The sequence below is a fragment of the Streptomyces sp. NPDC002886 genome (assembly GCF_042888445.1).
In the GTDB taxonomy this organism is placed as follows: Bacteria; Actinomycetota; Actinomycetes; order Streptomycetales; family Streptomycetaceae; genus Streptomyces.
In genome coordinates this window covers 663,648-685,814 of record NZ_JBIAPV010000003.1, presented here as the reverse complement: position 1 = coordinate 685,814, position 22,167 = coordinate 663,648, and the positions used below count along the sequence as shown (strand labels likewise).

The window sequence follows — 22,167 nt, the reverse complement described above, 5'->3', positions numbered from 1 at the left end:
GACGAAGGGGGGGGCCGGCCGGCAGGCCCGGGAGCCGGCCGGCGCCCCTCAGGCCGTGGCCAACTCGGAAACAACAGCGGGTACTTCACCCGACCGCGCCCTGCGCCGCCCGGTCCGGCGGCGCAGGGCGCGGGCCGTCGGGAGCAGGGTGCACAGGGCCGAGAGCACCGCGCAGACACCGGCGACCGCGCCCATCGCGAGCCAGGGGACCGCCACCGGCGGGTCCACTCCGAGGACCGCGAGGGCGGCGCGCACGCCCGCCAGGTTGACCGCGGTGACCGCCGTCCCGAGCAGGGCGCCGACCGTGACCGCCAGCAGGGACTCGGCCGCCGTCACGGCGAGGACCTGCCCGCGGGTGGCTCCGGCCAGCCGCAGCAGACGCAGGTCGCCGGCCCGGTCGGAGGTGGCCATCAGCAGGGTGTTGGCCAGCGCGATCGCCGTGTAGGCCAGGGCGATGCCGAGCACCAGTACGTAGCCGAGCACCGTGATGCGGTTCGTGCGCGGGTGCGTCGCCGCCACCCACTCCTGCGTGGTGCGGGCCGTGGCCCCGTACCGGGCCGCCGCCTCGCGGACCGCGCCGGCCGCGGACGCGGGGGCCCTGACCTCGATGCGCGAGACCTTGGCGCCGGGTGCGTTGCGCGGGGTGACGTACGCCCCGTTGTCGCCGGTGCCCGTCCGCATCACGGCCACGATCCGCAGACGGGCGGCGGTGCCGTCCGCGCGCCACAGCGGTACCGAGTCCCCGACCCGGTGCTGCCACCACTCCTCGGTGACGATGATGCCGCCGTCGTCCAGGTCCGCGACGGACCCCGCCACCACCGGCAGCCGCGAGACCTCCGCCAGCGCCGCCGGGTCCACGGCGAAGGCCTCCGTCGGCACCTTCACGAACCCTTCCTCCAGCACCGTCAGCCGGGTGTCGGCCACGGAGAGCGTGCTCGCCGCGGGGACACCGGCCAACTCCGCGGACTCCGGCAGCCGCCCGCCGGTCAGTACGTAGTCCGCGCCGGTCCGGGCCCGGGCCTCCACCGCCTTCGCCCCCTTCAGGGTCGCGGCCGCGCCCAGCAGGGATCCCGTCAGCGCGACCATGACCAGCACCGGCGCCGCCACCGCGGCCGTCCGGCGGATCCCGGCGGCGGCGTTCGCCCGCACCAGCCGGCCCGCGTAGGAGGTCAGCCGGGCCGGGAGCCACATCAGCAGCCGTACGACGGGCCGTACGAGCACGGGGGCCAGCAGTCCGCACGCGGAGATCAGCAGCATCGGCTGCACGGTGTACGTCTTGCGCTTGAGCAGCGAGCCCGGGTCCGACCCGAGCCGCCACCCCACGAAGGCCACCGCGCCCAGCAGCAGCCCGCCCCCGGCCACCCAGCGCCCCGGGGTCATGGGCCGCTCGTCGGTCACCGCCTCGCGCAGCGCCTCCAGGGGCCCGACACGGCCGGCCCGCCGGGAAGCGGCGTACGCACCCGACAGCGCGACCAGCAGACCCGTCCAGAACGCCGTGTGCAGCGGCCAGCTCTGGTCCCCGATCGCGTACCCGGCGGGCGCCAGCCCCTCCGCGACCGTCCAGCGGGCCATCAACGGCGCACCCGCCGTGCCCAGGGCGATCCCGGCCGCCGAACCGGCGAGCCCCACGGCCGCCGCCTCCGTCATCACCAGGCGCCGCAGCTGCCCCGGCGTCGACCCGGCCAGCCGCAGCAGCCCCAGCTCGCGCCGCCGCGCGGCCACCGCGTACGAGAAGGTCGACGCCACCACGAAGGCCGCCACGAACGAGCTCACCCCGCCCGCGGTGCCCAGCATCGAGTTGAGCCCCACCACCTCGGCCCCCGCCGGCAGCGCCGCCGAAGCGGCCAGCCCCAGCCCCATGACGGTCATCAGCGCGACCCCCAGGGCCACCGCCACGAACGTCCCCACCTGTGTCATCCAGCGCCGCCGCAGCGACCTCAACGCGATCTTCAGCATGGTCCCCAGCCAACCGGCCGCGCGGCCCCCGGTCAGCGGGGCAGGGGCGAGCTTCGAGGGTATGGCCAGCCCTACCGCGCCGCCCGCGCCCGCCGCCTACCGTGGACGCATGCCGCTCTCCCTCCCCGCTCCGGGCCGGTACCTGCGCTCCGCCCGGCCGTGGCGCGCCGCCGCCTACCTGCTCACCGGCGGCATCACCGGCGCCCTCGCGTTCACCGTGCTGACCCTGCTCGCCATGTCCGGGGCGGTGCTCGCCGTCGTCCTCGTCGGGCTTCCGCTGCTGGCCGCGCTCGCGCTGGCCGGCGTACCGTTCGCGGCCGTCGAGCGCCGCCGGCTGCGGCTGTGGGACCCGGACTCCGCGCCGCTGCCCGACCCGCACCGCGATCCGGACCGTACGGGGCCCGCGGCGTGGGCCGGTACCCGCTTCCGCGAGCAGGCGACCTGGCGGGAACTGGCCTACGCGGTGCTCGCCGCCACCCTGCTGTGGCCGCTGGAACTGCTCGCCGTCGGTACCGCGCTCCTGCTGCCCGCCGACCTGCTGGCGACCCCGGTGCTGTTCGCCCTCGACGGGCAGCAGGCCAACCCCCTCAAGATCCACGGCATCACCGGCTACCCCGAGGCCCTGCTCTGCGCCGCCGCCGGCCTGCTGCTCCTCCCGGTCTTCCTCTACGCGCTCGGCGCGGCGGCAGCGGCCCGCGCGGCCCTGGCCCGGCTGATGCTCGGCCCCGGCCCGGGCGACCTGTCCGTCAAGGTCACCGAGCTGACCAGCTCCAGGGCCCGGCTGGCGGCCGCCTTCGACGCCGAACGGCGGCGCATCGAAAGGGACTTGCACGACGGGGCGCAGCAGCGCCTCGTCGCGCTGTCCATGACGCTGGGCCTGGCCCGGCTCGACGCCCCGCCCGGCAGCCCGCTCGCCGCGCAACTGGCCGCCGCCCACGCCGAGGCCGGGCTGGCGCTGACCTCGCTGCGCGAGCTCGTCCACGGCATCCACCCGCAGGTGCTCAGCGATCGGGGCCTGCCCGACGCGGTCGCGGATGTCGCCGACCGCTCGCCGATCCCGGTCGACACCGACTTCGACCTCCCCGGCCGGCTGCCCGAACAGGCCGAGTCCGCGGGGTACTTCTTCGTCAGCGAGGCCCTGGCCAACGCGGCCAAGCACAGCGGGGCCCGGCGGATCACCGTCACCGGGCGGCACGACGGCACCCGCCTCACCGTGGAGGTGACCGACGACGGCCGCGGCGGCGCGGACCCGGGGCGGGGGAGCGGGCTGACGGGACTCGCCGACCGGGTGTCCGTCGTGGACGGCAGACTGACCCTGACCAGTCCTCCCGGAGGTCCGACCCTGCTGCGTGTGGAGATCCCTTGCATCGCGAAGGCACCGAAGACACCGAAGACACCAAAGGCACCGAAGGCACCGAAGGCACCGAAGGCCCGGTGAACCCGTCCGCCCCGACCGCCCCCGCGGGGGCGGCTGCCGTACGGCAGCCCCTGCGCGTGGTCCTCGCCGAGGACTCCGTGCTGCTGCGCGAGGGCCTCGTCGGGCTGCTCGCCCGCTTCGGCCACCGCACGGTGGCGGCCGTCGGGGACGCCGCCGCGCTCGAAGCGGCCGTCGCCGAGCACCGGCCGGACATCGTCGTCACCGACGTGCGGATGCCCCCGGACCACACCGACGAGGGGCTGCGGGCGGCCGTGCGGATGCGCGAACTCCGGCCCGGCCTGCCCGTCTTGGTCCTCTCCCAGTACGTGCAGCGCTCGTACGCCGCCGAGTTGCTCGACTCGGGCGACGGGACGGCCGTCGGGTACCTGCTCAAGGACCGCGTCGGGCAGGTGGAGGAGTTCCTCGACGCCGTCGCGCGGGTGGCGGCGGGCGGGACCGTGGTCGATCCCGAGGTGGTGCGCCGGCTCATCAGCCGCCGGCGCGACCCCCTGGAGCGGCTGACGGTCCGCGAGCGGGAGGTGCTCGCCCTGGTCGCGGAGGGCCACTCCAACGCCGAGGTCTGCCGCCGGCTCACCCTCTCGGAGGCGGCGGTGGGCAAGCACATCGGGAACATCCTGATGAAGCTCGACCTGCCCCCGGCGCAGGAATCCCACCGCCGGGTCCTCGCCGTCCTGGCCTACCTGCGGGGCTGAGGGCCCCCGGAACCCCGGAGCCCGCGGAACCCCGGAGCCCGCGGAGCCCGGCCGCGGATCAGAAGCCGCGGACCGAGGCGACCGTGAAGACGGTCGGCGCGCCGGTGGAGGGCAGCAGCACCCCGCCGTCCTTGTCGAACTGGGACCGGACCACCAGCGTCCGCCCCGGGACCCGGACCAGCGTGGTCGGGATCTGGAGCGAGGGGTCCGTGACGGTGCGGACCAGGCGGGCCCGGGTGCCGTCGGCCGACACCTGCCAGCGGCTCAGGGTGTTGCGCGTGTTCTGGGCCGCGCGCAGGACCCCGCCGGGGGCGAGGTCGAGGCCGTCGGCGGTCTTCAGGTCCCCGCCGGTCAGGGCCACGCGGGACACCGCGCCGGAGGCCGGGTCGATGCGGTACAGGTCGCCCGCGGTCATGTCGACGGTGAGCAGGAACCGCCCGGCCGGGTCGGCCGTGATGCCGTTGAGGCTGAAGCTGCCCGCCGGGGACGGGGTGAGCCGCCCGCTCAGGTCGTACGCGGGCTGCAGCGGGCCGGATCCGGCGGCGAGCTGCTCCGGGGTGACCCGGTAGACCACCGCGCGGACGCTGTCGGTGAGGTAGGCGGTGCCGTCCGGGGTGACGGCGAGGTCGTTGAGGAAGCGCGGCGCGCTCCCGGGTATCTCGAAGTGGGCCAGCCGGGCCCCCGAGCGGGTGTCGTAGACCGAGACGCCCGCGGTGGAGTCGGTCACCCAGAGCCGGCCGTGCCCGTCCACCCGCAGCCCGTTCGCGGTGTGGCGGCCGTCGGTGCCCGCGGGCAGGAAGACCCGCGCCGCGCGCTCGCCGGGGCGGGCCCGGTAGACGGCGCCGGTCGTATAGGAGCCGACGTAGACCGTGCCGGTGCGGGGGTCGGCGGCTATGCCCTCCGGGAAGACCTTCTCGCCGGGCAGGGCGAAGGCGGTGGAGATGGCGGGGGAAGCGTCCGTACGGGCTCCCTCGGCCGGGGCCGCGCCGAGGGTCAGGGCGGCGGTCAGGGTCAGCAGAGCGGCGGGCAGGAACTTCTTCGCAGGCAGCATCATCAGACGTCCTCTTCTCTCTGGATGAGCACGAATGTAAGTTAGAGCTCTAATGCACGCAAGGGCTTTATGATGCGGGGATGACTTCGATGCCCGTCGAGCAGCGCCTCGGCTCCCACATCAAGCGCGCCGAACAGGCGCTCGTCGGGGCCAAGCACGCGGCGCTGAAGCCGGCCGCAGTAACGGTTCCGCAGTACGCCGCCCTGCTCTGGCTCGCCGAGAAGCCCGGGATCTCCGCCGCCTCGCTCGCGCGCCTGTGCGGGGTGACGCCGCCGACGATGAACACGGTGCTGAAGAACCTCTCGGAGCGCGGCCTCGTCGAGCGGACCCCGCACGAGCTGCACCGCAACGTCCTGGAGACCCGGCTCACCGACGAGGGGCGCTCCGTGATGGAGGTGGCCGACGCCGGGGCGGTGGCGGTGGAGCGGGCGCTCGCCGCCGAGTTCAGCGGCGAGGAGCGGGAGCTGCTGGTCGGCCTGCTCGGGCGGTGCGCGGGGGTCCTCGACGGGCTGAGGTGATGTGTCCCGGATTCGGATCATGATTTTGCGCTGATTTGGAACTTTCCGGGGGATTCACACATCAGGACTAGGGGAGCCCAGTCCCTTCTGTCCCACCGGGGGGCAGTCATGACCGTTCGGAGCGAAGTTCGTGCACCAGAACCCGCAGCGCCCGCGGCCCGATGACCAGCCTGACCAGTCGCACCTGCCGTACCCGTCGCACCAGTCGTACCCGGCGTACCAGCCGCAGCCGCCGCAGCCATCCGAGGGCGACCCGGCACACCGCGACGACGCGTACGTCCCCCCGCACATACCCGGGCCCCCCGGCGGCCCCGTTTCCCAGGAGCCCCCGCGCCGCTCGCGCCGCGCCGGTGGCCGCCCCCGCTCCCGCCGCGTGCTGTGGACGAGCGCGGGCCTCGCCTTCGTGCTTCTCGTCGGCGGCGGTGGCTTCGCCGCCTGGAAGCTGGACTGGTTCTCCGGCAACGGCTCCTCGGTGAGCTTCGGGCAGCCCTCGCCCCCCGCGGGCCCGGGCGCCGAGCGCGGAAACCCGGGGCAGACCCCCGCGAGCCCGTCCGCCCCGACCGGCGATCCGGACGTACAGCCGGCGACCGGCCCGGTCGCCGCGTTCAAGCAGACCGCCAAGCTGGACGACGGCACGGTCATCGCCAAGACCCGCCTCAAGGGCGCCAAGTCCGGTTTCGAGGGCGACGTCTGGGTGTGGACGCCGAAGGAGTACGGCGACCCGAAGTACGCCAAGAGCGGCTTCCCGGTGCTCATCGCCCTCCCCGGCGGCAACGGCTTCCCGGACAACTACTGGGCCGACCGCAGCCTCGGCCTCCAGAAGGCCATCGGCGAGGGCGTCAAGGCCGGCACCAGCCTGCCCTTCATCGTGATCATGCCGGTGCTCAACCCGGACGCGAAGTACTACTACGACGGCTCCGACATCCCGGGGAAGCCCAAGATGGGCACCTGGATCGCCGAGGACGTCCCGGACTTCACCCGCGCCAACTTCCGTACGTACAAGTCCCGCGACGGCTGGGCCTTCATGGGCTCCTCCTCCGGCGCCTTCGTCGGCATGAAGCAGGTGCTCCAGCACCCGGACCGGTTCAAGGCCGTGATCGCCAGCGGCGGCGAGATCCGCCCCGACTCCCCGTTCTGGAAGGGCCACCAGGCGGAGATGGACGCGAACAACCCCGAGAAGCTCGCCCAGAAGCTGATCGACACGGGCGGCCCCGAGGTCTACATCAACTTCCAGGTCGGGACCCGGGAGACCGGCAAGGAGCTCATGGCGCAGTTCCGGCAGAAGTACGGCAAGGGCCCGGTCAAGGTGACCATCCGGGACATCCAGAACGGCGAGCACAACGGCTGGCACTACGTGCGCGGCATGAAGGAAGGCTCACTGGAATGGGTCAGCAAGGTCCTCAAGGGTCCGAAGCCCGAAACGGGCTGACCGACGTGGCCCTCGCCACGTCCGCCCGTCCCGGGCAACCCATCCGGTCGTTCATACCTCTGTTAAGGATGTAAGGGGGGACCAATCGGTCCAGCCCGCGCTCCCAGGGGGCGCCGGAGAAGGAACGGGAACGATCCGTGCACCAAGACCTGCAGGGTGACAGGGCCGCCACCACCGGGGACGCCCCTGTCACGACCGAAGGCGCCCCCGCGACCTCCGCGGCGGACGGCGCCCCCGCGACCGCGGCCCGCCGCCCCCGGCGCCGGCTCCGCCGGATCCTGATCGGCGGGGGCCTCGGGCTCACCCTCCTGGCGGGCGGCGGGGCCGCCTACCAGTTCGGCCTCTTCTCCGACATAGGCGATCCCGTCTCCTTCGGGCAGCACCCGGCCGAGGCCTCCGCCGCCTCCGACACCGGGGCCGCGCCGGGCGTGCGGATGCCGACGGGGCCGAAGGCCTCGTTCGTCCGGACCTCCCGGCTGCCCGACGGCACCCAGATCGCCAAGACCACCCTGACGGGCAAGAAGTCCGGGTTCACCGGCGACGTCTGGGTGTGGGTGCCGAAGGAGTACGACGACCCGGCGTACGCCGACAGCGCCTTCCCGGTCCTGATCTCCCTGCCCGGCGGCCGCGGCTACCCCACGAACTACTGGGGCACGGGCCCCGGCCTCGGCCTCCAGCAGGCCGTGAGCGACGGGGCGAAGTCCGGCAAGAGCCTGCCCTTCATCCTGGTCATGCCGGTGCACAACGCCGACACCAAACACCACTTCGACGCCTCGGACATCCCCGGAGAGCCCAAGATGGGTACCTGGATGGTCGAAGACGTGCCGGATTTCACGAAGGCCAATTTCCGGACCTTCACCTCCCGCGACGGCTGGGCCTTCATGGGCTCCTCGGCGGGCGGATTCGGCGCCTTCAAGCACGTCCTGAAACACCCCGACCGCTTCAAGGCGGCCATCGCGAGCGGGGTCGACATCGTCCCCGATTCCCCGCTGTGGAAGGGGAACAAGCAGGCCATGGACGCGGACAACCCCGAGAAGCTCGCCGCGAAGCTGATCGCCGCGGGCGGCCCGGACGTCTACATCAGCTTCCAGATCGGCACCGCGGAATCCGGCCGTGAGAAGGCCGAGCAGTTCATGAAGGAGTACGGCAAGGGTCCCGTGCACACCACCCTGCAGGTGATCCAGGATGGTCAGCACAACGGGAAGTCCTACGTACGCGGGATGAGGGAGGGCGCACTGGAGTGGATCAGCAAGGTGATGTCCGCACCCACCCCGAAGCCCCGGCCGGCCCCGAGCGGCGGCGCGAGCGGCGCCGCCGCCCCGCGGTGAGCCCCGGCCTCAAGGGGATCGGGATCGGCTCGGCCGCCCTCGCGGGGGTCGCCGCGCTGCTCGCCGCGGTGTTCCTCAGGGACCCCGGCGGCTACGAGGACCACGGCGCCCTCGCCTTCCCCACCGTCGGCGTCCTCATGGCGGGCGGCGAGCACTGGTGCACGGCCAGCGTCGTCGACAGCCCGCGGGGCAACGTCGTCGCCACCGCCGCGCACTGCGTGGCCCCCGCCGGCGAGGACGGGCGGCCGGGCGAGGCCGCGCACGACGGGCTCGCCATCGGCGAGCTCGCCTTCGCCCCCGCCTTCACCGGGGAGGGCTCCGGGAAGCAGCCCCTCGGGGTGTGGAAGGTGCGCTCCGTCCAGGTCGACGAGCGCTGGACGAAGTGGGGCGAGGACACCGCCGATTTCGCCTTCCTCAGCGTCGAACCGGACGCGGACGGGCGCAGCCTGCAAGAGGTCGTCGGACGCGGGGAGGCCCCCAAGCCCGTCTGGACCTCCGGCTACGAACGCGAGGTGACCGTCGTCGGCTATCCGGAGTCCGAGCACAACCCCGAGAACAAGCCCGTCGCCTGTACGACGCAGAGCCGGCACGACGAGGACGACCCCGCCATGCTCTACATCAACTGCTCCGGGTTCTGGACGGGGACGAGCGGCAGCCCGTGGATCGCGGACCGGGGCGGGCCGGGACGGCCGGGGCAGCTCATCGGGGTGCTGAGCGGCGGGGACACCGACGTGGACTCCACGGCCGCCCTGTTCGACGACCGGGCCAAGGCCCTCTACGACCGGGCGGCGAAGTCCGCCGGCTAGGGCGTGTCCGGCGGATCATGGCGATGGCAGAGTGTGCCCGTGAGTTACGCCATCTTCCTGGTCCGGTTCGTGGACGGCGAGGTCGTCGCCCTGGACGCCGAACGGTTCCGGCAGGTGACGGAGCCGTACGTGGTGGCGGGCGGCCCGGAGGACGGCTTCTCCCAGATCCGCGCGGAGGACGGGGGCGAAGCGGACCTCCACCACGAGTCCCGGACCGGGGCCGGGATGCCGTGCGTGGCGGCGACGCGCTTTGCCCCCGGCGCGATGCTCGGCGTGCTTGTCCGGCTGGCGGCGGCTCTCGGAGCCTCGATCGTCCCCCAGAGCGGTGGCGCGCTGATCTTCCACGAGGAGGACCGCGGGCACCTCTCCGCGGACCTTCAGGAGACCGCGGTCGTCATCGCTCCCACGGCGGACGGGTTGCAGGCGGCGTTCGACGCGCGATGAGCGTCCGCGCCCCGACGGCGGATCATGGACGGACCCACCAGCGGATCGCTCGGGCGGCGAAGCCCGCCGGCTAGGCCGTCTCTTTCGGATCTTGCCGGGCCCGCGACGCCTGGCACCGCGCCTGGCCGCACTGCCGAGGCGCCCCCGTACGCCCAGTACGCGAGCGCCCCGACAGCACGCCCGGGCACGGCACCAGACGACGCGGACTCGGCCGACAAGATCCGAAAGAGACGACCTAGGGCGTGTCCTTCGGGTCGGGGCGGCGCTCGGTGCTCACGATGACGCACACCGCCGCCACGACGATCACGCCGCCGAGCAGGAGCGGCCAGGTCAGGGCCTCGTCGAGGATGAGCCAGCCGAGCGCGACGGCCACGACCGGATTCACGTAGGCGTACGTGGCCACCAGTGAGAGCGGAGCCGCGCGCAGCAGCCACACGTACGCGGTGAAGCCGACGAGCGAGCCGAACAGCACGAGGTAGCCGAGGGCCAGCCAGGACCTGGTGGAGTACGAGGTGAGGTCCAGCCCGTGCTGTTCGCCGCGGCACAGACCGACGAGGATCCCGCCGGTCCCGCCGGCGAGCATCTGGTACGCGCTGCCGGTGAAGGGGTTCGCCGGCAGGGTCAGCTTCGAGCCGGAGAAGGAGCCGAGCGACCAGCACACCGAGCCGGCCAGCACCAGGAGCACCCCGCCGAGCGCGATCTCCCCGCCGAGCCCCGGGCTGGTCAGGACGGCGAGCCCGCCGAGCCCCAGCAGCACCCCGGCCACGGTGCGGGGCGAGGGGCGGTCTCCGGAGCCGGCGCGCAGGACGACCAGCCACATCGGGACGGCGGCCACCAGGAGGGCGGCGAGCCCGGAGGGGATCGAGGTCTCGGCGAGGACGACGAGGCCGTTGCCGCCGAGCACCAGCAGCAGCCCGACCAGCACGGCGGAACGCACCTGCGCGCCGGTGGCCCTGAGGGCGGCCGGTCCGTCGCGCCAGGCGACGAGGCCGGCCAGGAGGAGGCCGGCGGTGATGAAGCGGGCCCCGGCCGAGAGGAACGGGGGCATGGTCTCGACGACGATGCGGATGCCGAGGTAGGTCGAGCCCCAGACGACGTAGACGAGGGTGAGGGCGAACCAGACACGGGCCGATGGGGTGCGCATGACGCGGAGCCTATGTCGTTGGCCCGTGCACCCATCGCGGGGTCCCCGGAGCGGGGCGCCCCGGCCGGGAGGCCGTCGGGCGGTCGGTCGGACGCCCGCCCGCCCCGGTCGGTCGGACGCCCGCCCGCCCCGGTCGGTCGGACGCCCGCCCGCCCCGGTCGGTCGGACGCCCGCCCAGGGCAGTCGGACGCCGCTCCGGTCGGCCCCCCGTCAGCCCGCCGGCGCCGCCAGGCCCGTCTTGGCGCCCGCCCCGCAGAGCGGGACGACGGCGGTGCGGCCCTGGAGGGGGTCCTCGGGGGCGGTGGGCCCGACCGCGGCCCAGCAGGCGGCGGCCGTGGGTTCCACGAAGAGCCCGCGCCGGGCCAGGTCGAGCTGCGCCGCACGGACGCGGTCGTCGGTGACGGTCAGGAAAGTGCCGCCCGCCTTCCGGACGGCCGCCAGGATCTGGCGGGCCCGCGGCGGAGCCGGGATCGCGATCCCCTCGGCCAGGGTGGGGAGTTGGGGTACGGCCGCGGCGTCCTCGGCGCCCGCGTGGAAGGCGGAGGCCAGCGGGGCGACGGCCGCCGACTGGACGGCGATCAGCGTCGGCGGGCGGACCCCGCGGCGGGCCAGCTCCTCCACCGCCAGCGCGGCCCCGAGCAGCAGCGTGCCGTTGCCGACCGGGACGACGATCACCTCCGGGAGGTGGCCGCCCAGCGCTTCCCAGATCTCGTAGACGTACGTCTTGGTGCCGTGCAGGAAGTACGGGTTGAAGACGTGGCTGGCGTAGAACACCCCCGGCAGGTCCGCCGCCTCGCGGGCCGCCACCGCCGCCGCCTCGCGTCCGCCCGGCACCACCGTCACCGTCGCGCCGTGCGCGCGCATCTGCTCCGTCTTCTTCGCCGAGGTGCCCTCCGGCACGAAGACCTCGCAGCTCAGCCCGGCCCGTGCGCAGTAGGCCGCGAAGGCGGTCCCGGCGTTGCCGCTGCTGTCGGCCACCACCCGCTCCGGTCCCAGCCGGCGCGCGACCTCCGCGAGCATCACCGCGCCGCGGTCCTTGAAGGACAGCGTGGGCATCAGGAAGTCGAGCTTGGCGTGCACCCGCTCCGACAGCGGTACCAGCGGGGTGTTCCCCTCGGCCAGCGTGACCGAGAACGCCCCGGTGAGCGGCAGTGCGGGGCCGTAGCGCCAGAGCGAGTGGGGGCCGGCCGCGGGATCCAGCACGGCGTCCGGGTCGGGGACGAAGTCGAGGTCCCACGGGCCGCCGCACATCGGGCAGCACCAGGGGGCCGTCCGGGCGTCACCGCGGGTGCCGTCTTCGGCGCAGACGTAGCCGGGTAGTGCGTGCGTCATGTGCGGTGAGCCTTTGCTCGTTCATGGCCGAGGTATGGCACGGATGTTACGCGTTCGTTGTCCTCTTGTGGTGGAGCGACTCCGTGGGTCAACCTTTCGTCAGCGGCGCATCGTTGGGCCGAATTGATTGACATGGGCATGTCTAAAAACATGCCCTGACGGCATCGCCCACCGGCCGCGCACCCCCCGCAGCGCACCACCTATGAGGAGGACCCTCACATGTCCGCGACGCGTCACACCCGCCGGAGGATCGCCGGCATCGGAGCGACCGCCACACTGGCCCTCGCCCTCGGAGCCACCCTCGCCTTACCCGCCTCGGCGGCCCCGAGCGCCCCGCAGGGCGTCATCGAGAACGCCGGCGCCGAAGGCACCGTCTCCGGCAGCTACATCGTGACCCTGCACGACTCCGCGGCGCGCTCCACCGCCGCCAGCGGGAAGGCCGTGGCCAAGCGGTACGGCGCGCGGATCGACCGGACCTACAGCGCCGCCCTCAACGGCTACTCCGTCGAGGTCTCCGAGGCGCAGGCCAGGAAGCTCGCCGCCGACCCCGCCGTCAAGTCCGTCGTGCAGAACCGGGTGTTCACCGTCGACACCACCCAGCCGAACCCGCCGTCCTGGGGCCTGGACCGGATCGACCAGACGGCCCTCCCGCTGAACCAGAGCTACACCTACCCGGACAAGGCCGGGGAGGGCGTGACGGCGTACATCATCGACACGGGCGTCCGGAAGACCCACCAGGACCTCGGCGGCCGCGCCTCCGACGGCTTCGACGCCATCGACAACGACAACACCGCCCAGGACGGCCACGGCCACGGCACGCACGTCGCCGGCACCGTCGCGGGCACCTCGTACGGCGTGGCCAAGAAGGCGAAGATCGTCGGCGTGCGCGTGCTCGACAACAACGGCTCCGGTACGACCGCCCAGGTCGTCGCCGGCATCGACTGGGTGACGGCGCACGCCGTCAAGCCGGCCGTGGCGAACATGTCCCTCGGCGGCGGCGCGGACTCCGCCCTCGACACCGCGGTCCGCAACTCCATAGCCAGCGGCATCACCTACGGCGTCGCGGCGGGCAACGAGTCCACCAACGCCAACACCAAGTCCCCGGCCCGCGTGGCCGAGGCCATCACCGTCGGCGCCACCACCAACACCGACGCCAAGGCCAGCTACTCCAACTACGGCGCGATCCTGGACCTCTTCGCCCCGGGCTCCAACATCACCTCCTCGTGGGGCACCGGCGACACCGCCACGAACACCATCTCCGGCACCTCGATGGCCACCCCGCACGTGGTCGGCGCCGCCGCCCTCTACCTCGCGGCCAACCCCGCCGCCACCCCGGCCCAGGTCTCCACGGCCCTGGTGAACGCGGCCACGCCGAACGTGGTGACCAGCCCCGGCACCGGCTCCCCGAACCGGCTGCTCAACATCGGCACCTCCACCACCCCGCCGAACCCGGGCACCCGCTTCGAGAACCTCGCCGACTACGCGATCGCCGACAACGCCACCGTCGATTCGCCGATCACCGTCAGCGGGATCTCCGGCAACGCCCCGGCCGCGCTGAGCGTCTCGGTCGACATCAAGCACACGTACATCGGTGACCTGAAGGTCGACCTCGTCGCCCCCGACGGCACCCTGTACAACCTGCACAACCGCACCGGCGGCAGTGCGGACAACATCATCAAGTCCGTCACGGTCAACGCCTCCTCCGAGGTCGCCAACGGCGTGTGGAAGCTCCGGGTCAACGACAACGCGAACGTCGACACCGGCAAGATCGACTCCTGGGCGCTCCAGTTCTGACGCCCGGGCGCCAGTGACATGCGATGACGTGACGCGATGAACCTCGGGGGCGACCGTTTCGGCGGTCGTCCCCGATGCGTACCATTCGCGCATTCGTTCGCCCCGTTCCTGGAGCCCCGTGAGCACCCAGCCCCCCTACCAGTGGCCCGCCCCGCCCCCGCAGGGGTACGCGTACGGTCCGCCGCCGCTCAACGGCTTCGCGCTCGCCTCCCTGCTCGTGGGGCTGCTCTGCTTCCCGCCCCTCGGGATCGTCTTCGGGATCGTGGCCCTCGTGCAGATCGGGAAGAAGGGCGAGCGGGGCAAGGTGCTCGCCGTCCTCGGCCTGGTGGTGTCGGTCCTGATGTCCGGTGTGCTGGTCCTCGGCGCGGAGCGGGCCGCGGACACCTTCTTCGCGCGGGCCCGTGCGATGGGCGCGGCCGAGCCCTACGAGGACGTCGAGGGCCGGCCGGCCGACCTCGGCGAGCTGGCCGTCGGCTCCTGTTTCAACGTCCCCGGCGGGGACCTGCTCGACGAGAACCCCTTCGTGTACCGGATCGCCTGCTCGCGGGTCCACGACGCCGAGGTCACCCTCGCGCGCGAGCTGGGCGGGACGCGGTTCCCGGGCGAGGAGGAGCTGAAGGAGTCGTCGGCCGAGGACTGCTGGCGCGCGCAGGACGCGTACGCGATGGACACCTGGGCGCTGCCCCCGTACGCGGAGATGTTCTACTTCGCGCCCTCGCGCGAGCGGTGGGAGGGCGGGGACCGGCTGCTCGTGTGCGTGATCGGCACGGCGGAGCAGGAGCAGCGGGGCAGTCTGCGCAAGGATGCGGGGGTGCTGGCACCGGACCAGGTGGCCTTCCTGAGGGCGATGAACGCCGCCGATCTGGCCCTGGGCCACGCGCCCGACGCGGAAGTGGACGAGGCGCTGGAGGAGTACCGGGCCTGGGCGCGGGAGATGGACGGGGTGCTGGCCGCGGAGTCGCGGATGCTCGACGGGGCGACGGCGGCGCGGCCGCAGGTGGCCGGGCCGGCGGGAGTGCAGCGCGAGCGCGTGGAGGCGGCGCGGCAGGAGTGGCGGCGGGCCGCGGAGGCGAAGACCGGGGACGGCTTCACGAAGGCCTGGGACCGGGCGCTCGCGGAGCTGCCGGTGGCGCCGGAGAAGGCGCTGCGCGGGGCGTACGGTCTGTCGACGACGGTGCCGGAGTGGCTGGAGGAGCCGCAGGGCGACGCTTCGGGCGGGCCGTCCGTGGAACGGGCGTCGGCGTGATTGGTGCTGCTGTGACGCGTGGGTTTGAGTGACCAGGCTTCATCACTTCGGGTGAAACTCTGGCCCTTGCTTGCGGGGGACAACCGTCGGTTGCCAGGGTGTAGCTGTCTGTCAACCTGATGGGAGTGGCCTGTGACTTTCGGCGAGCAGCCGGCCTATCTGCGCGTCGCCGGTGATCTGCGACGGAAGATCGTCGATGGGTCCCTGCCTCCGCACGCCCGGCTCCCTTCGCAGGCCCGGATCCGCGAGGAGTACGGGGTCTCCGACACGGTGGCACTGGAGGCGCGCAAGGTCCTCATGGCGGAGGGCCTGGTCGAGGGCCGGTCCGGATCCGGCACGTACGTACGAGAGCAACCCGTCCCGCGGCGCGTCGCCCGTTCCGGCTACCGCACCGGCGGGGTCTCGACCCCCTTCCGGCAGGAGCAGGCGGAGGCGGGCGCGCGCGGCACCTGGGACTCCAGCAGCGAACAGGCCGCCGCCCCGGAGGACATCGCGAAACGGCTCGGCATCGAGCCGGGCGAGCGGGTCATGCGGACGCGGTACGTGTACCGCGACGCGGGCGAGGCGATGATGCTGTCGACCTCCTGGGAGCCGCTGACCGTGACCGGGCGGACGCCGGTGATGCTGCCGGAGGAGGGACCGCTCGGCGGCGCGGGGGTCGTGGACCGGATGGCGGCGATCGACGTGGTCGTCGACAACGTGGTCGAGGAGGTCGGGGCGCGACCGGGCCTGGCGGAGGAGAGCATGCAGCTCGGCGGGGTGCCGGGGCACGTGGTCCTGGTGATCGGCCGCACGTACTTCGCGTCCGGCCGCGCCGTGGAAACCGCGGACGTCATCGTCCCGGCCGACCGCTACCGCCTGGCGTACCACCTGCCGGTGAGGTGAACCCGGCGCCCGCAACGGCGGCGAGCCGGGACGCAGCGGCGGAGCCCGCCGCACCGGACAGCGGACAGGGGGTCCGCGGGGTGTAACCCCGCCGTGACGCGGAGGCCGTGGGCGTAACCGCCGGGCAACGCCGGAGGGTGAGGGGCCGTCACGCGCGGGCCCTACCTTCCGGCGGTATGACCGATACCGTCACCCCGGCCCCGGCGCCCGCGCCACCCCGCCGGAGCTACGCCAAGCTCGCCGCCGACGAGAGCCGCGAGGACTACTCGCTCAGATACGCGCCCCACTCCTTCCGCCGCTGGGGCCCCGGCACCGTCGCCGGCACCGCCCTCGGCGGGATCGCCTACCTCGCCGACTTCGCCATCGGCGCCTCCATCGTCTTCGCCTACGGCTTCACCAGCGGGGCCGCCGCGATCCTGGCCGCGGCCGTCGTCATCTTCCTGACCGGCATCCCCATCGCCCGCGCGTGCGCCAGGTACGGCCTGGACATGGACCTGGTGACCCGGGGCGCGGGCTTCGGGTACTTCGGCTCCACCCTCACGTCCCTCATCTACGCCTCCTTCACCTTCATCTTCTTCGCGCTCGAAGGCTCGATCATGGCCCAGGCCATGCACCAGGCCGTCGGACTGCCGGTGGAGATCGGGTACCTGCTCACCACGCTGATCGTCATCCCGATCGTCTTCAAGGGCATGGGCGCCCTCGCCAAGGTGCAGGCCTGGACCCAGCCGATCTGGCTGATCGGGCTGGTCCTGCCCTTCCTCGTGCTCGCCTTCGAGGCCCCCGACTCCTGGGGCGCCTTCGCGCACTTCGGCGGGACGGAGGGAACCGGTTCCGGGTTCTCGTGGATCGGCTTCGGATTCGGCACCGGCATCGCGCTCTCGCTCATCGCGCAGATCGGCGAGCAGGCCGACTACCTGCGGTTCATGCCCGCCAAGACCCCGGCCAACAGCCGCCGCTGGAACCTCGCCGTGCTCGCCGCCGGCCCCGGCTGGGTGATCATCGGCGCCGCCAAGCAGCTCGGCGGGGCCTTCCTCGCCTTCGTCGCCCTGGAGGCCGTCGGCAAGACCCACGCGCTGGAGCCGATCGCCCCGCAGCTGGAGGCGCTGCGCCCCTGGCTCGGCGGACTCGCACTGCCCGTCGCCGCGCTGTTCGTCATCGTGTCCCAGATCAAGATCAACGTCACGAACGCCTACAGCGGCTCGCTGTCCTGGTCGAACTTCTTCTCCCGCGTCACCCACCGCCACCCCGGCCGCGTCTGGTACATCTTCCTCAACCTCGGCATCGCGCTGACGCTGATGGAGCTGAACATGTTCGCGATGCTCGGCAAGCTGCTGGGCTTCTACTCCAACGTCGGCATCGCCTGGATCGTCGCCGTCGCCGCCGACCTCGTGATCAACAAGCGGCTCGGGCTCAGCCCGCCGTACATCGAGTTCAAGCGGGCCTACCTCTACTCGGTCAATCCGGCCGGTTTCGGCTCGATGGTGATCGCTTCCACCGTTTCGATCCTCGCCTTCTTCGGCCTTTTCGGGACATACGCGGAGGCCTTCTCCACCTTCATCGCGGCCGGACTCGCGCTCGTCCTCTGCCCGTTGATCGCCTGGGCGACGAAGGGGAAGTACTACCTGGCCAGGCCGAACACGGTCAACGGCCCCGACGTGGTCGTCGAGGACGTCACCGCCACGCACGTCTGTTCCGTCTGCGAGTCCGCGTACGAGCTCCCGGACATCGCCGACTGCCCCGTCGTCTCCGGCGCGATCTGCTCGCTCTGTTGTTCCCTCGACGCCACCTGCGGGGACGTCTGCCGCAAGGGGAACCCGGGCGGCGCCGTGATCCTCCCGCTGCCGACCGTGCGCGGGGTCTGAACCGGCGCGCACGGCCCACTCGTACGCATGGCCGGATGCGTACGCCTGCGAGGTACCTCTTCGTGAAAAACCGTATCCGCTGAGTAAAGGTCGGGCGTAGGCTCGGGCATATGCGCAATGCGGTTTCCCGGGCAGGTACGTCGGCGGAGGGTGAAACGCGATGAACGACAGCGGTGCCCTGCTCCCGTGGCTGGTCATACGTGAGGACGACAACGGCAACCGCTACCGGGTGGGCCGGTACGCCACCCGGGCCGAGGCCCAGAAGGTCGCCGACAGCCTCGAAAGCAGAGGACACAAGCAGCTCTACTGGATCGAGCGGTTCGGCCAGCTCGGCCAGGACACCACCGCCGGCCGGACCGGCACGAGGAACTGAGCGGTGCGGCGCACCGTCGCCGCTGCCATAGGCTCCGTCCCATGACTGTACGAGTGGTCGTGGGCGGAGCCCTTTGTCATGAGGGGCGCCTGCTGGCCGCCCGCCGGAGCGCGCCCCCCGAGCTCGCCGGCCGCTGGGAGCTTCCCGGCGGCAAGGCCGAGCCGGGTGAGTCCGTACCCGAGGCGCTCGTGCGCGAGCTGCGCGAGGAGCTCGGCGTGGAGACCGAGGCGCTGGAGCGGATCCCGGGGGAGTGGCCGCTGAAGCCCGGCCTCGTCCTGCACGTGTGGACGGCCCGGCTGCTCTCGGGCGATCCGCTCCCGCTGGAGGACCACGACGAGCTGCGCTGGCTGGGGCCGGAGGAGCTGGACTCGGTGGACTGGCTGGACCAGGACCGCCCGGCCGTCGCCGAGGCGGGCCGCCGGCTGAGCGCCGAAGCCCGGGACGGCGTCCGCGGGGGCGCGTGACGCGCACGCGCTAGGCCGTCTGCGCCACAGTGCGCCGTTCCGTGGGGGACCGAGTGGTACGACGCCCCGAATATCGGGTATGTCGCTATTAATCCCTATCTTCAACGTGTACGCGAGGCTCTGTTCTCCCTGTCGAACCGGACTGGGGTCGCCAGCCGGCCCGGGAAGTGATCGGCGTGATCGACACAGACGGTGAATGCGCCGAATGGGCCTTTCCCGCCGAACCGGGTGCCGTCCGCACCGCCCGCCACGCGGTGCGCGGCACGCTGCGCGACTGGGGTCTCGACTCCGTCGGCGACGTCACCGTCCTGCTGGTCAGCGAGCTGGTCACCAACTCCCTGCGGTACGCCTCCGGCCCCATCGGAGTCCGTCTGGTACGGCGCAATCCAGCCGTCGCGGACGCTCCTTCGGGTCCGGCACTTCTCGTGGAGGTTTCGGATCCGCTTCCGGATCCACCCCGCGAACGTGTGGCCGAGCCCGACGATGAGGGGGGTCGCGGGCTCCACCTCGTGGCCGTCTCCGCACAGCGCTGGGGGACCCGTCACGGGAAGTCGGGCAAGACCGTGTGGTTCGAATTGGCTCTTCCTGGTGAGTAACAAGGTGAGGGCCCGTCGACGATCACAAGGGTTGGCCGGAAAACAACGGGATCTTTTTGTGATCGCGAAGGCCGTGTCGTAGAGCGCCGTGGTGCTGAATACTTCGGTCATGGCCGGTCCGGTTGCGGTGAGCTGGAGGGGACGGTCGCGTGAGCGAGATACCTGTACAGGCACATCAGGCCCGTGTGCCCGGGGACGCGTCGGGGGAGACCTGGCGCGACTCCCTGTGGCACAGCAGCCCGCCTGGCTCGATATATGACTACATAAAGGTCGCTTCCTTCTCGATCGGGCCCGACGGGCTGATCGACCAGTGGAGTCTGCGCGCCGAGGAACTCTTCGGGCTGACCGCGGCCGAGGCCGTCGGCCGCGACCCCGTCGACGCCTTCATGCCCCCGGAGCTGCGCGCCGGCGCGCACCGCCGGGTGGCCGAGATCCTCGACGGCAAGGAATGGACCGGCCTGATCCCGTTCCGGATCCCCGGCGGCGATGGTGCGCACGGGGTGGCCGAGATCTATGTGATGCCGACCCAGACCGAAACCGCCGAGCGGGCCGCGCTCTGCGTCGTGGTCGACGTCCGCGCGCTGCGCCGGATCGAATCCGATCTGGCCGCCTCGCAGGCGATTTTCGGTCAATCTCCCTTCGGGTTCCTGCTCTTCGGTACGGACCTCACCGTGCAGCGGGCCAACCGCCGCTTCGCGACCGTCTTCGGCGGCGCCGCCGAGGAGCACCGCGGCCGCACCGTCCACGACTACCTCCCCGCGCACGAGGCCGACCGGATGGCCGAGGCGCTGCGCCGGGTCCTGGAAACCGGCGACTCGGTCAACGACCTCCAGATCACCGGCGCCGCCCCCGGCAGCCGGGACAACCGTCACTGGTCCATCAACCTCTACCGGGTCCACGGCGGCACCGGCCGGCCCATCGGAGTCGCCGGCATCGGCATCGACGTGACCCGCCGCCACCTCGCCGCCCGCGAGGCCGCCGGGGTCCGGCGCAACCTGGCCCTGCTGAACGAGGCCGGACACCGCATCGGCAACTCCCTCGACCTGGAGACCACCGCCCGCGAACTCCTCGACGTCACCGTCCCGGGCTTCTGCGACCTGGCCGCGGTCGACCTCTACCAGGGGCTGCTGCTCGGCGACGACGACCGCCCCGCCCGCCCCCAGGGCCCGGGCGTGCCCAGCCTGCCCGGCTACGGACCCGGACGCGCCCCCTCGGCGCCGCTGCGCCGGGTGGCCTTCTCCTCGGCCGTGTCGGACGCGCCGCTGTCGGGTCCGGGCGCGCTGGTCTCCGTAGGGGAGGTGCACCGCTACCCGGCCGGCTCGCCGGGGGCCTTCGCCCTGCGGACGGCGCGGCCCCGGCTGGTGGAGGGCGGCGGACCCGAGTCCGGGGACCTCGTGCAGTCCACGCTCGTCGTCCCGCTGGTCGCGCACGACACGGTCGTCGGGCTCGCGCAGTTCTCCCGCACCAAGGGCAGCGAGCCCTTCGGCGAACGGGACCGGGCGGTCGCGGTGGAGCTCGCCGCGCGAGCCGCCGTGTGCATCGACAACGCCAGGCTCTACCGGCGCGAACACGAGCGCGCGCTGATACTCCAGCGCAGCCTGCTGCCCCCCGGCGACCCGGAGGCCGCCGGCCTCGACATCGCCTGCCGCTACCTGCCGGGCAACGCCGCCACCGAGGTCGGCGGCGACTGGTTCGACGTCATCGAACTGCCCGGGCACCGTACGGCACTGGTCGTCGGCGACGTCATGGGCCGCGGACTGCGGGCCGCCGTCGCCATGGGCGAACTGCGCACCGCCGTACGGACCCTCGCGCTGCTGGACCTGGAACCGGCGGAGGTGCTGACCGCGCTGGACGAGATCGCCCGGGGCCTCGGCGCGCCCGGCGGCTCCCAGCAGGCCTCCCGGGCCGCACTGCACTCGCGGGACGCCGACCGCTCCGAGGTGTACCTCGCGACCTGCGTCTACGCCGTCTACGACCCGGTCACCCGGCGCTGCACCATCGCCAACGCCGGCCACATGCCGCCCGTGCTGGTGGAACCGGTCGAGGAGGGCGGCACGCCACGCCCCGGACTGCTGCTGGAGATCCCGACCGGGATGCCGCTGGGCGTGGGCGGCGAACCCTTCGAGGAGGTCGAGGTCGAACTCCCGGAGGGCGCACTGCTCGCGCTCTACACCGACGGGCTGGTCGAATCCCGGACCCACCCGCTGGAGGAGGGACTGCGCGGCCTGCGGGACGCGCTGGCCGACCCCTCGCGCCCGCTGGAGGAGGTCTGCGACCACGTCCTGAACACCCTGGACACCCGGCACGGCGAGGACGACATCGCGCTGCTGATGGCCCGGGTCCAGGGCCTTCCCGTGGACGCGGTCGGCGACTGGCAGCTCCCGCGCGAGGCCCGCTCGGTGGGCCGGGCCCGCGAGCTGGCCCGGGCGAAGCTGCCCGCGTGGGGCCTGGAGGGACTGCTCGACACCACGGAACTCCTGGTGAGCGAGCTCGTCACGAACGCCCTGCGGTACGGCGAGGGCGAGATCCGGCTGCGCCTCCTGCTGGACCGGACCCTGGTCTGCGAGGTCTGGGACGCCAACCTGGTCCAGCCCCGCCGGCGCCGGGCGCGGGACACCGACGAGGGCGGCCGCGGCCTCCAGCTGGTCGGGCTGCTGTCCGCCGGGTGGGGCACCCGCCGCACCCACCGGGGCAAGACGGTCTGGTTCGAACTCCCGCTCCCGGGCGCGGTGGCGGAATCGGTGGCGGAGCTGTCGGCGGAGCAATTGCTGAGCATGTACGGGTGAGGCCCGGCCGGACACGGGTGCGG

19 protein-coding genes are annotated in these 22,167 nt (G+C 73.0%); 15 read left to right on the top strand and 4 right to left on the bottom strand.

Annotated elements, in window-relative coordinates; translation table 11 throughout:
- Positions 1-48 precede the first annotated feature (48 nt).
- Complete coding sequence (locus ACFYYB_RS15325; protein ID WP_389435709.1) at positions 49-1,956, bottom strand: FtsX-like permease family protein; 1,908 nt, start codon at positions 1,954-1,956, stop codon at positions 49-51.
- A 109-nt stretch (positions 1,957-2,065) separates the two neighbouring features.
- On the opposite strand from ACFYYB_RS15325, the gene ACFYYB_RS15320 reads away from it, so the two are divergent.
- Complete coding sequence (locus tag ACFYYB_RS15320; protein WP_389435708.1) at positions 2,066-3,394, top strand: sensor histidine kinase; 1,329 nt, start codon at positions 2,066-2,068, stop codon at positions 3,392-3,394.
- Between the two features lie 50 nt (positions 3,395-3,444).
- A complete protein-coding gene (locus ACFYYB_RS15315; RefSeq protein ID WP_389436209.1) occupies positions 3,445-4,086 on the top strand; it encodes a response regulator in 642 nt (213 codons plus the stop codon).
- A gap of 58 nt (positions 4,087-4,144) precedes the next feature.
- On the opposite strand, the gene ACFYYB_RS15310 is transcribed toward ACFYYB_RS15315, so the two are convergent.
- The gene (locus tag ACFYYB_RS15310) at positions 4,145-5,140 is read right to left on the bottom strand and encodes an SMP-30/gluconolactonase/LRE family protein (RefSeq protein WP_389435707.1); all 996 of its coding nucleotides are present in this window, start codon (positions 5,138-5,140) and stop codon (positions 4,145-4,147) included.
- Positions 5,141-5,217: 77 nt separating this feature from the next.
- On the opposite strand from ACFYYB_RS15310, the gene ACFYYB_RS15305 reads away from it, so the two are divergent.
- The 5 genes from ACFYYB_RS15305 to ACFYYB_RS15285 all read left to right on the top strand — a co-directional run bounded on the left by ACFYYB_RS15305 (position 5,218) and on the right by ACFYYB_RS15285 (position 9,662).
- Entirely contained in the window at positions 5,218-5,655 is a 438-nt protein-coding gene (locus ACFYYB_RS15305; protein WP_389435706.1) for a MarR family winged helix-turn-helix transcriptional regulator, read from the top strand.
- Between the two features lie 130 nt (positions 5,656-5,785).
- Positions 5,786-7,084 carry an alpha/beta hydrolase-fold protein gene (locus ACFYYB_RS15300; protein WP_389435705.1) on the top strand — a complete coding sequence of 433 codons (1,299 nt, stop codon included), beginning with the start codon at positions 5,786-5,788 and terminating at the stop codon, positions 7,082-7,084.
- A gap of 275 nt (positions 7,085-7,359) precedes the next feature.
- Positions 7,360-8,412 (top strand): alpha/beta hydrolase, encoded by a 1,053-nt coding sequence (locus ACFYYB_RS15295; protein ID WP_389436208.1) that lies wholly within the window; start codon positions 7,360-7,362, stop codon positions 8,410-8,412.
- Positions 8,325-9,218, top strand: a complete 894-nt coding sequence (locus tag ACFYYB_RS15290; RefSeq protein WP_389435704.1) for a trypsin-like serine peptidase — start codon at positions 8,325-8,327, stop codon at positions 9,216-9,218. The genes ACFYYB_RS15295 and ACFYYB_RS15290 overlap by 88 nt, the downstream gene beginning before the upstream one ends.
- A gap of 39 nt (positions 9,219-9,257) precedes the next feature.
- Positions 9,258-9,662 carry a hypothetical protein gene (locus ACFYYB_RS15285; protein WP_389435703.1) on the top strand — a complete coding sequence of 135 codons (405 nt, stop codon included), beginning with the start codon at positions 9,258-9,260 and terminating at the stop codon, positions 9,660-9,662.
- 235 nt (positions 9,663-9,897) lie between these two features.
- On the opposite strand, the gene ACFYYB_RS15280 is transcribed toward ACFYYB_RS15285, so the two are convergent.
- A complete protein-coding gene (locus ACFYYB_RS15280) occupies positions 9,898-10,806 on the bottom strand; it encodes an EamA family transporter (protein WP_389435702.1) in 909 nt (302 codons plus the stop codon).
- 210 nt (positions 10,807-11,016) lie between these two features.
- Positions 11,017-12,138, bottom strand: coding sequence for a threonine synthase (locus ACFYYB_RS15275; protein ID WP_389435701.1), 1,122 nt, complete (start codon positions 12,136-12,138; stop codon positions 11,017-11,019).
- Positions 12,139-12,357: 219 nt separating this feature from the next.
- Here ACFYYB_RS15275 and ACFYYB_RS15270 point away from each other — a divergent pair, with 219 nt between their 5' ends.
- The 8 genes from ACFYYB_RS15270 to ACFYYB_RS15235 all read left to right on the top strand — a co-directional run bounded on the left by ACFYYB_RS15270 (position 12,358) and on the right by ACFYYB_RS15235 (position 22,144).
- Entirely contained in the window at positions 12,358-13,932 is a 1,575-nt protein-coding gene (locus ACFYYB_RS15270) for a S8 family serine peptidase (RefSeq protein ID WP_389435700.1), read from the top strand.
- A 118-nt stretch (positions 13,933-14,050) separates the two neighbouring features.
- Positions 14,051-15,178: a DUF4190 domain-containing protein gene (locus ACFYYB_RS15265; protein ID WP_389435699.1), complete on the top strand. Its 1,128-nt coding sequence runs from the start codon at positions 14,051-14,053 to the stop codon at positions 15,176-15,178.
- A 132-nt stretch (positions 15,179-15,310) separates the two neighbouring features.
- Entirely contained in the window at positions 15,311-16,063 is a 753-nt protein-coding gene (locus ACFYYB_RS15260) for a GntR family transcriptional regulator (RefSeq protein WP_389435698.1), read from the top strand.
- A gap of 176 nt (positions 16,064-16,239) precedes the next feature.
- Positions 16,240-17,925, top strand: a complete 1,686-nt coding sequence (locus ACFYYB_RS15255) for a purine-cytosine permease family protein (protein ID WP_389435697.1) — start codon at positions 16,240-16,242, stop codon at positions 17,923-17,925.
- A 160-nt stretch (positions 17,926-18,085) separates the two neighbouring features.
- Positions 18,086-18,298, top strand: a complete 213-nt coding sequence (locus ACFYYB_RS15250; protein ID WP_389435696.1) for an SPOR domain-containing protein — start codon at positions 18,086-18,088, stop codon at positions 18,296-18,298.
- A 41-nt stretch (positions 18,299-18,339) separates the two neighbouring features.
- A complete protein-coding gene (locus ACFYYB_RS15245; protein WP_389435695.1) occupies positions 18,340-18,762 on the top strand; it encodes a (deoxy)nucleoside triphosphate pyrophosphohydrolase in 423 nt (140 codons plus the stop codon).
- A 167-nt stretch (positions 18,763-18,929) separates the two neighbouring features.
- Positions 18,930-19,358 carry an ATP-binding protein gene (locus ACFYYB_RS15240; RefSeq protein WP_327304782.1) on the top strand — a complete coding sequence of 143 codons (429 nt, stop codon included), beginning with the start codon at positions 18,930-18,932 and terminating at the stop codon, positions 19,356-19,358.
- 185 nt (positions 19,359-19,543) lie between these two features.
- Positions 19,544-22,144 (top strand): SpoIIE family protein phosphatase, encoded by a 2,601-nt coding sequence (locus ACFYYB_RS15235; protein WP_389436207.1) that lies wholly within the window; start codon positions 19,544-19,546, stop codon positions 22,142-22,144.
- The last annotated feature ends 23 nt before the right edge of the window (positions 22,145-22,167 follow it).

Bases quoted from the DNA above. Each gene is read 5' to 3' on its own strand.
- ACFYYB_RS15325 (WP_389435709.1), bottom strand. From the start codon at position 1,956: ATGCTGAAGATCGCGTTGAGGTCGCTGCGGCGGCGCTGGATGACACAG.
- ACFYYB_RS15320 (WP_389435708.1), top strand. From the start codon at position 2,066: ATGCCGCTCTCCCTCCCCGCTCCGGGCCGGTACCTGCGCTCCGCCCGG.
- ACFYYB_RS15310 (WP_389435707.1), bottom strand. From the start codon at position 5,140: ATGATGCTGCCTGCGAAGAAGTTCCTGCCCGCCGCTCTGCTGACCCTG.
- ACFYYB_RS15305 (WP_389435706.1), top strand. From the start codon at position 5,218: ATGACTTCGATGCCCGTCGAGCAGCGCCTCGGCTCCCACATCAAGCGC.
- ACFYYB_RS15280 (WP_389435702.1), bottom strand. From the start codon at position 10,806: ATGCGCACCCCATCGGCCCGTGTCTGGTTCGCCCTCACCCTCGTCTAC.
- ACFYYB_RS15275 (WP_389435701.1), bottom strand. From the start codon at position 12,138: ATGACGCACGCACTACCCGGCTACGTCTGCGCCGAAGACGGCACCCGC.
- ACFYYB_RS15270 (WP_389435700.1), top strand. From the start codon at position 12,358: ATGTCCGCGACGCGTCACACCCGCCGGAGGATCGCCGGCATCGGAGCG.
- ACFYYB_RS15255 (WP_389435697.1), top strand. From the start codon at position 16,240: ATGACCGATACCGTCACCCCGGCCCCGGCGCCCGCGCCACCCCGCCGG.
- ACFYYB_RS15250 (WP_389435696.1), top strand. From the start codon at position 18,086: ATGAACGACAGCGGTGCCCTGCTCCCGTGGCTGGTCATACGTGAGGAC.
- ACFYYB_RS15245 (WP_389435695.1), top strand. From the start codon at position 18,340: ATGACTGTACGAGTGGTCGTGGGCGGAGCCCTTTGTCATGAGGGGCGC.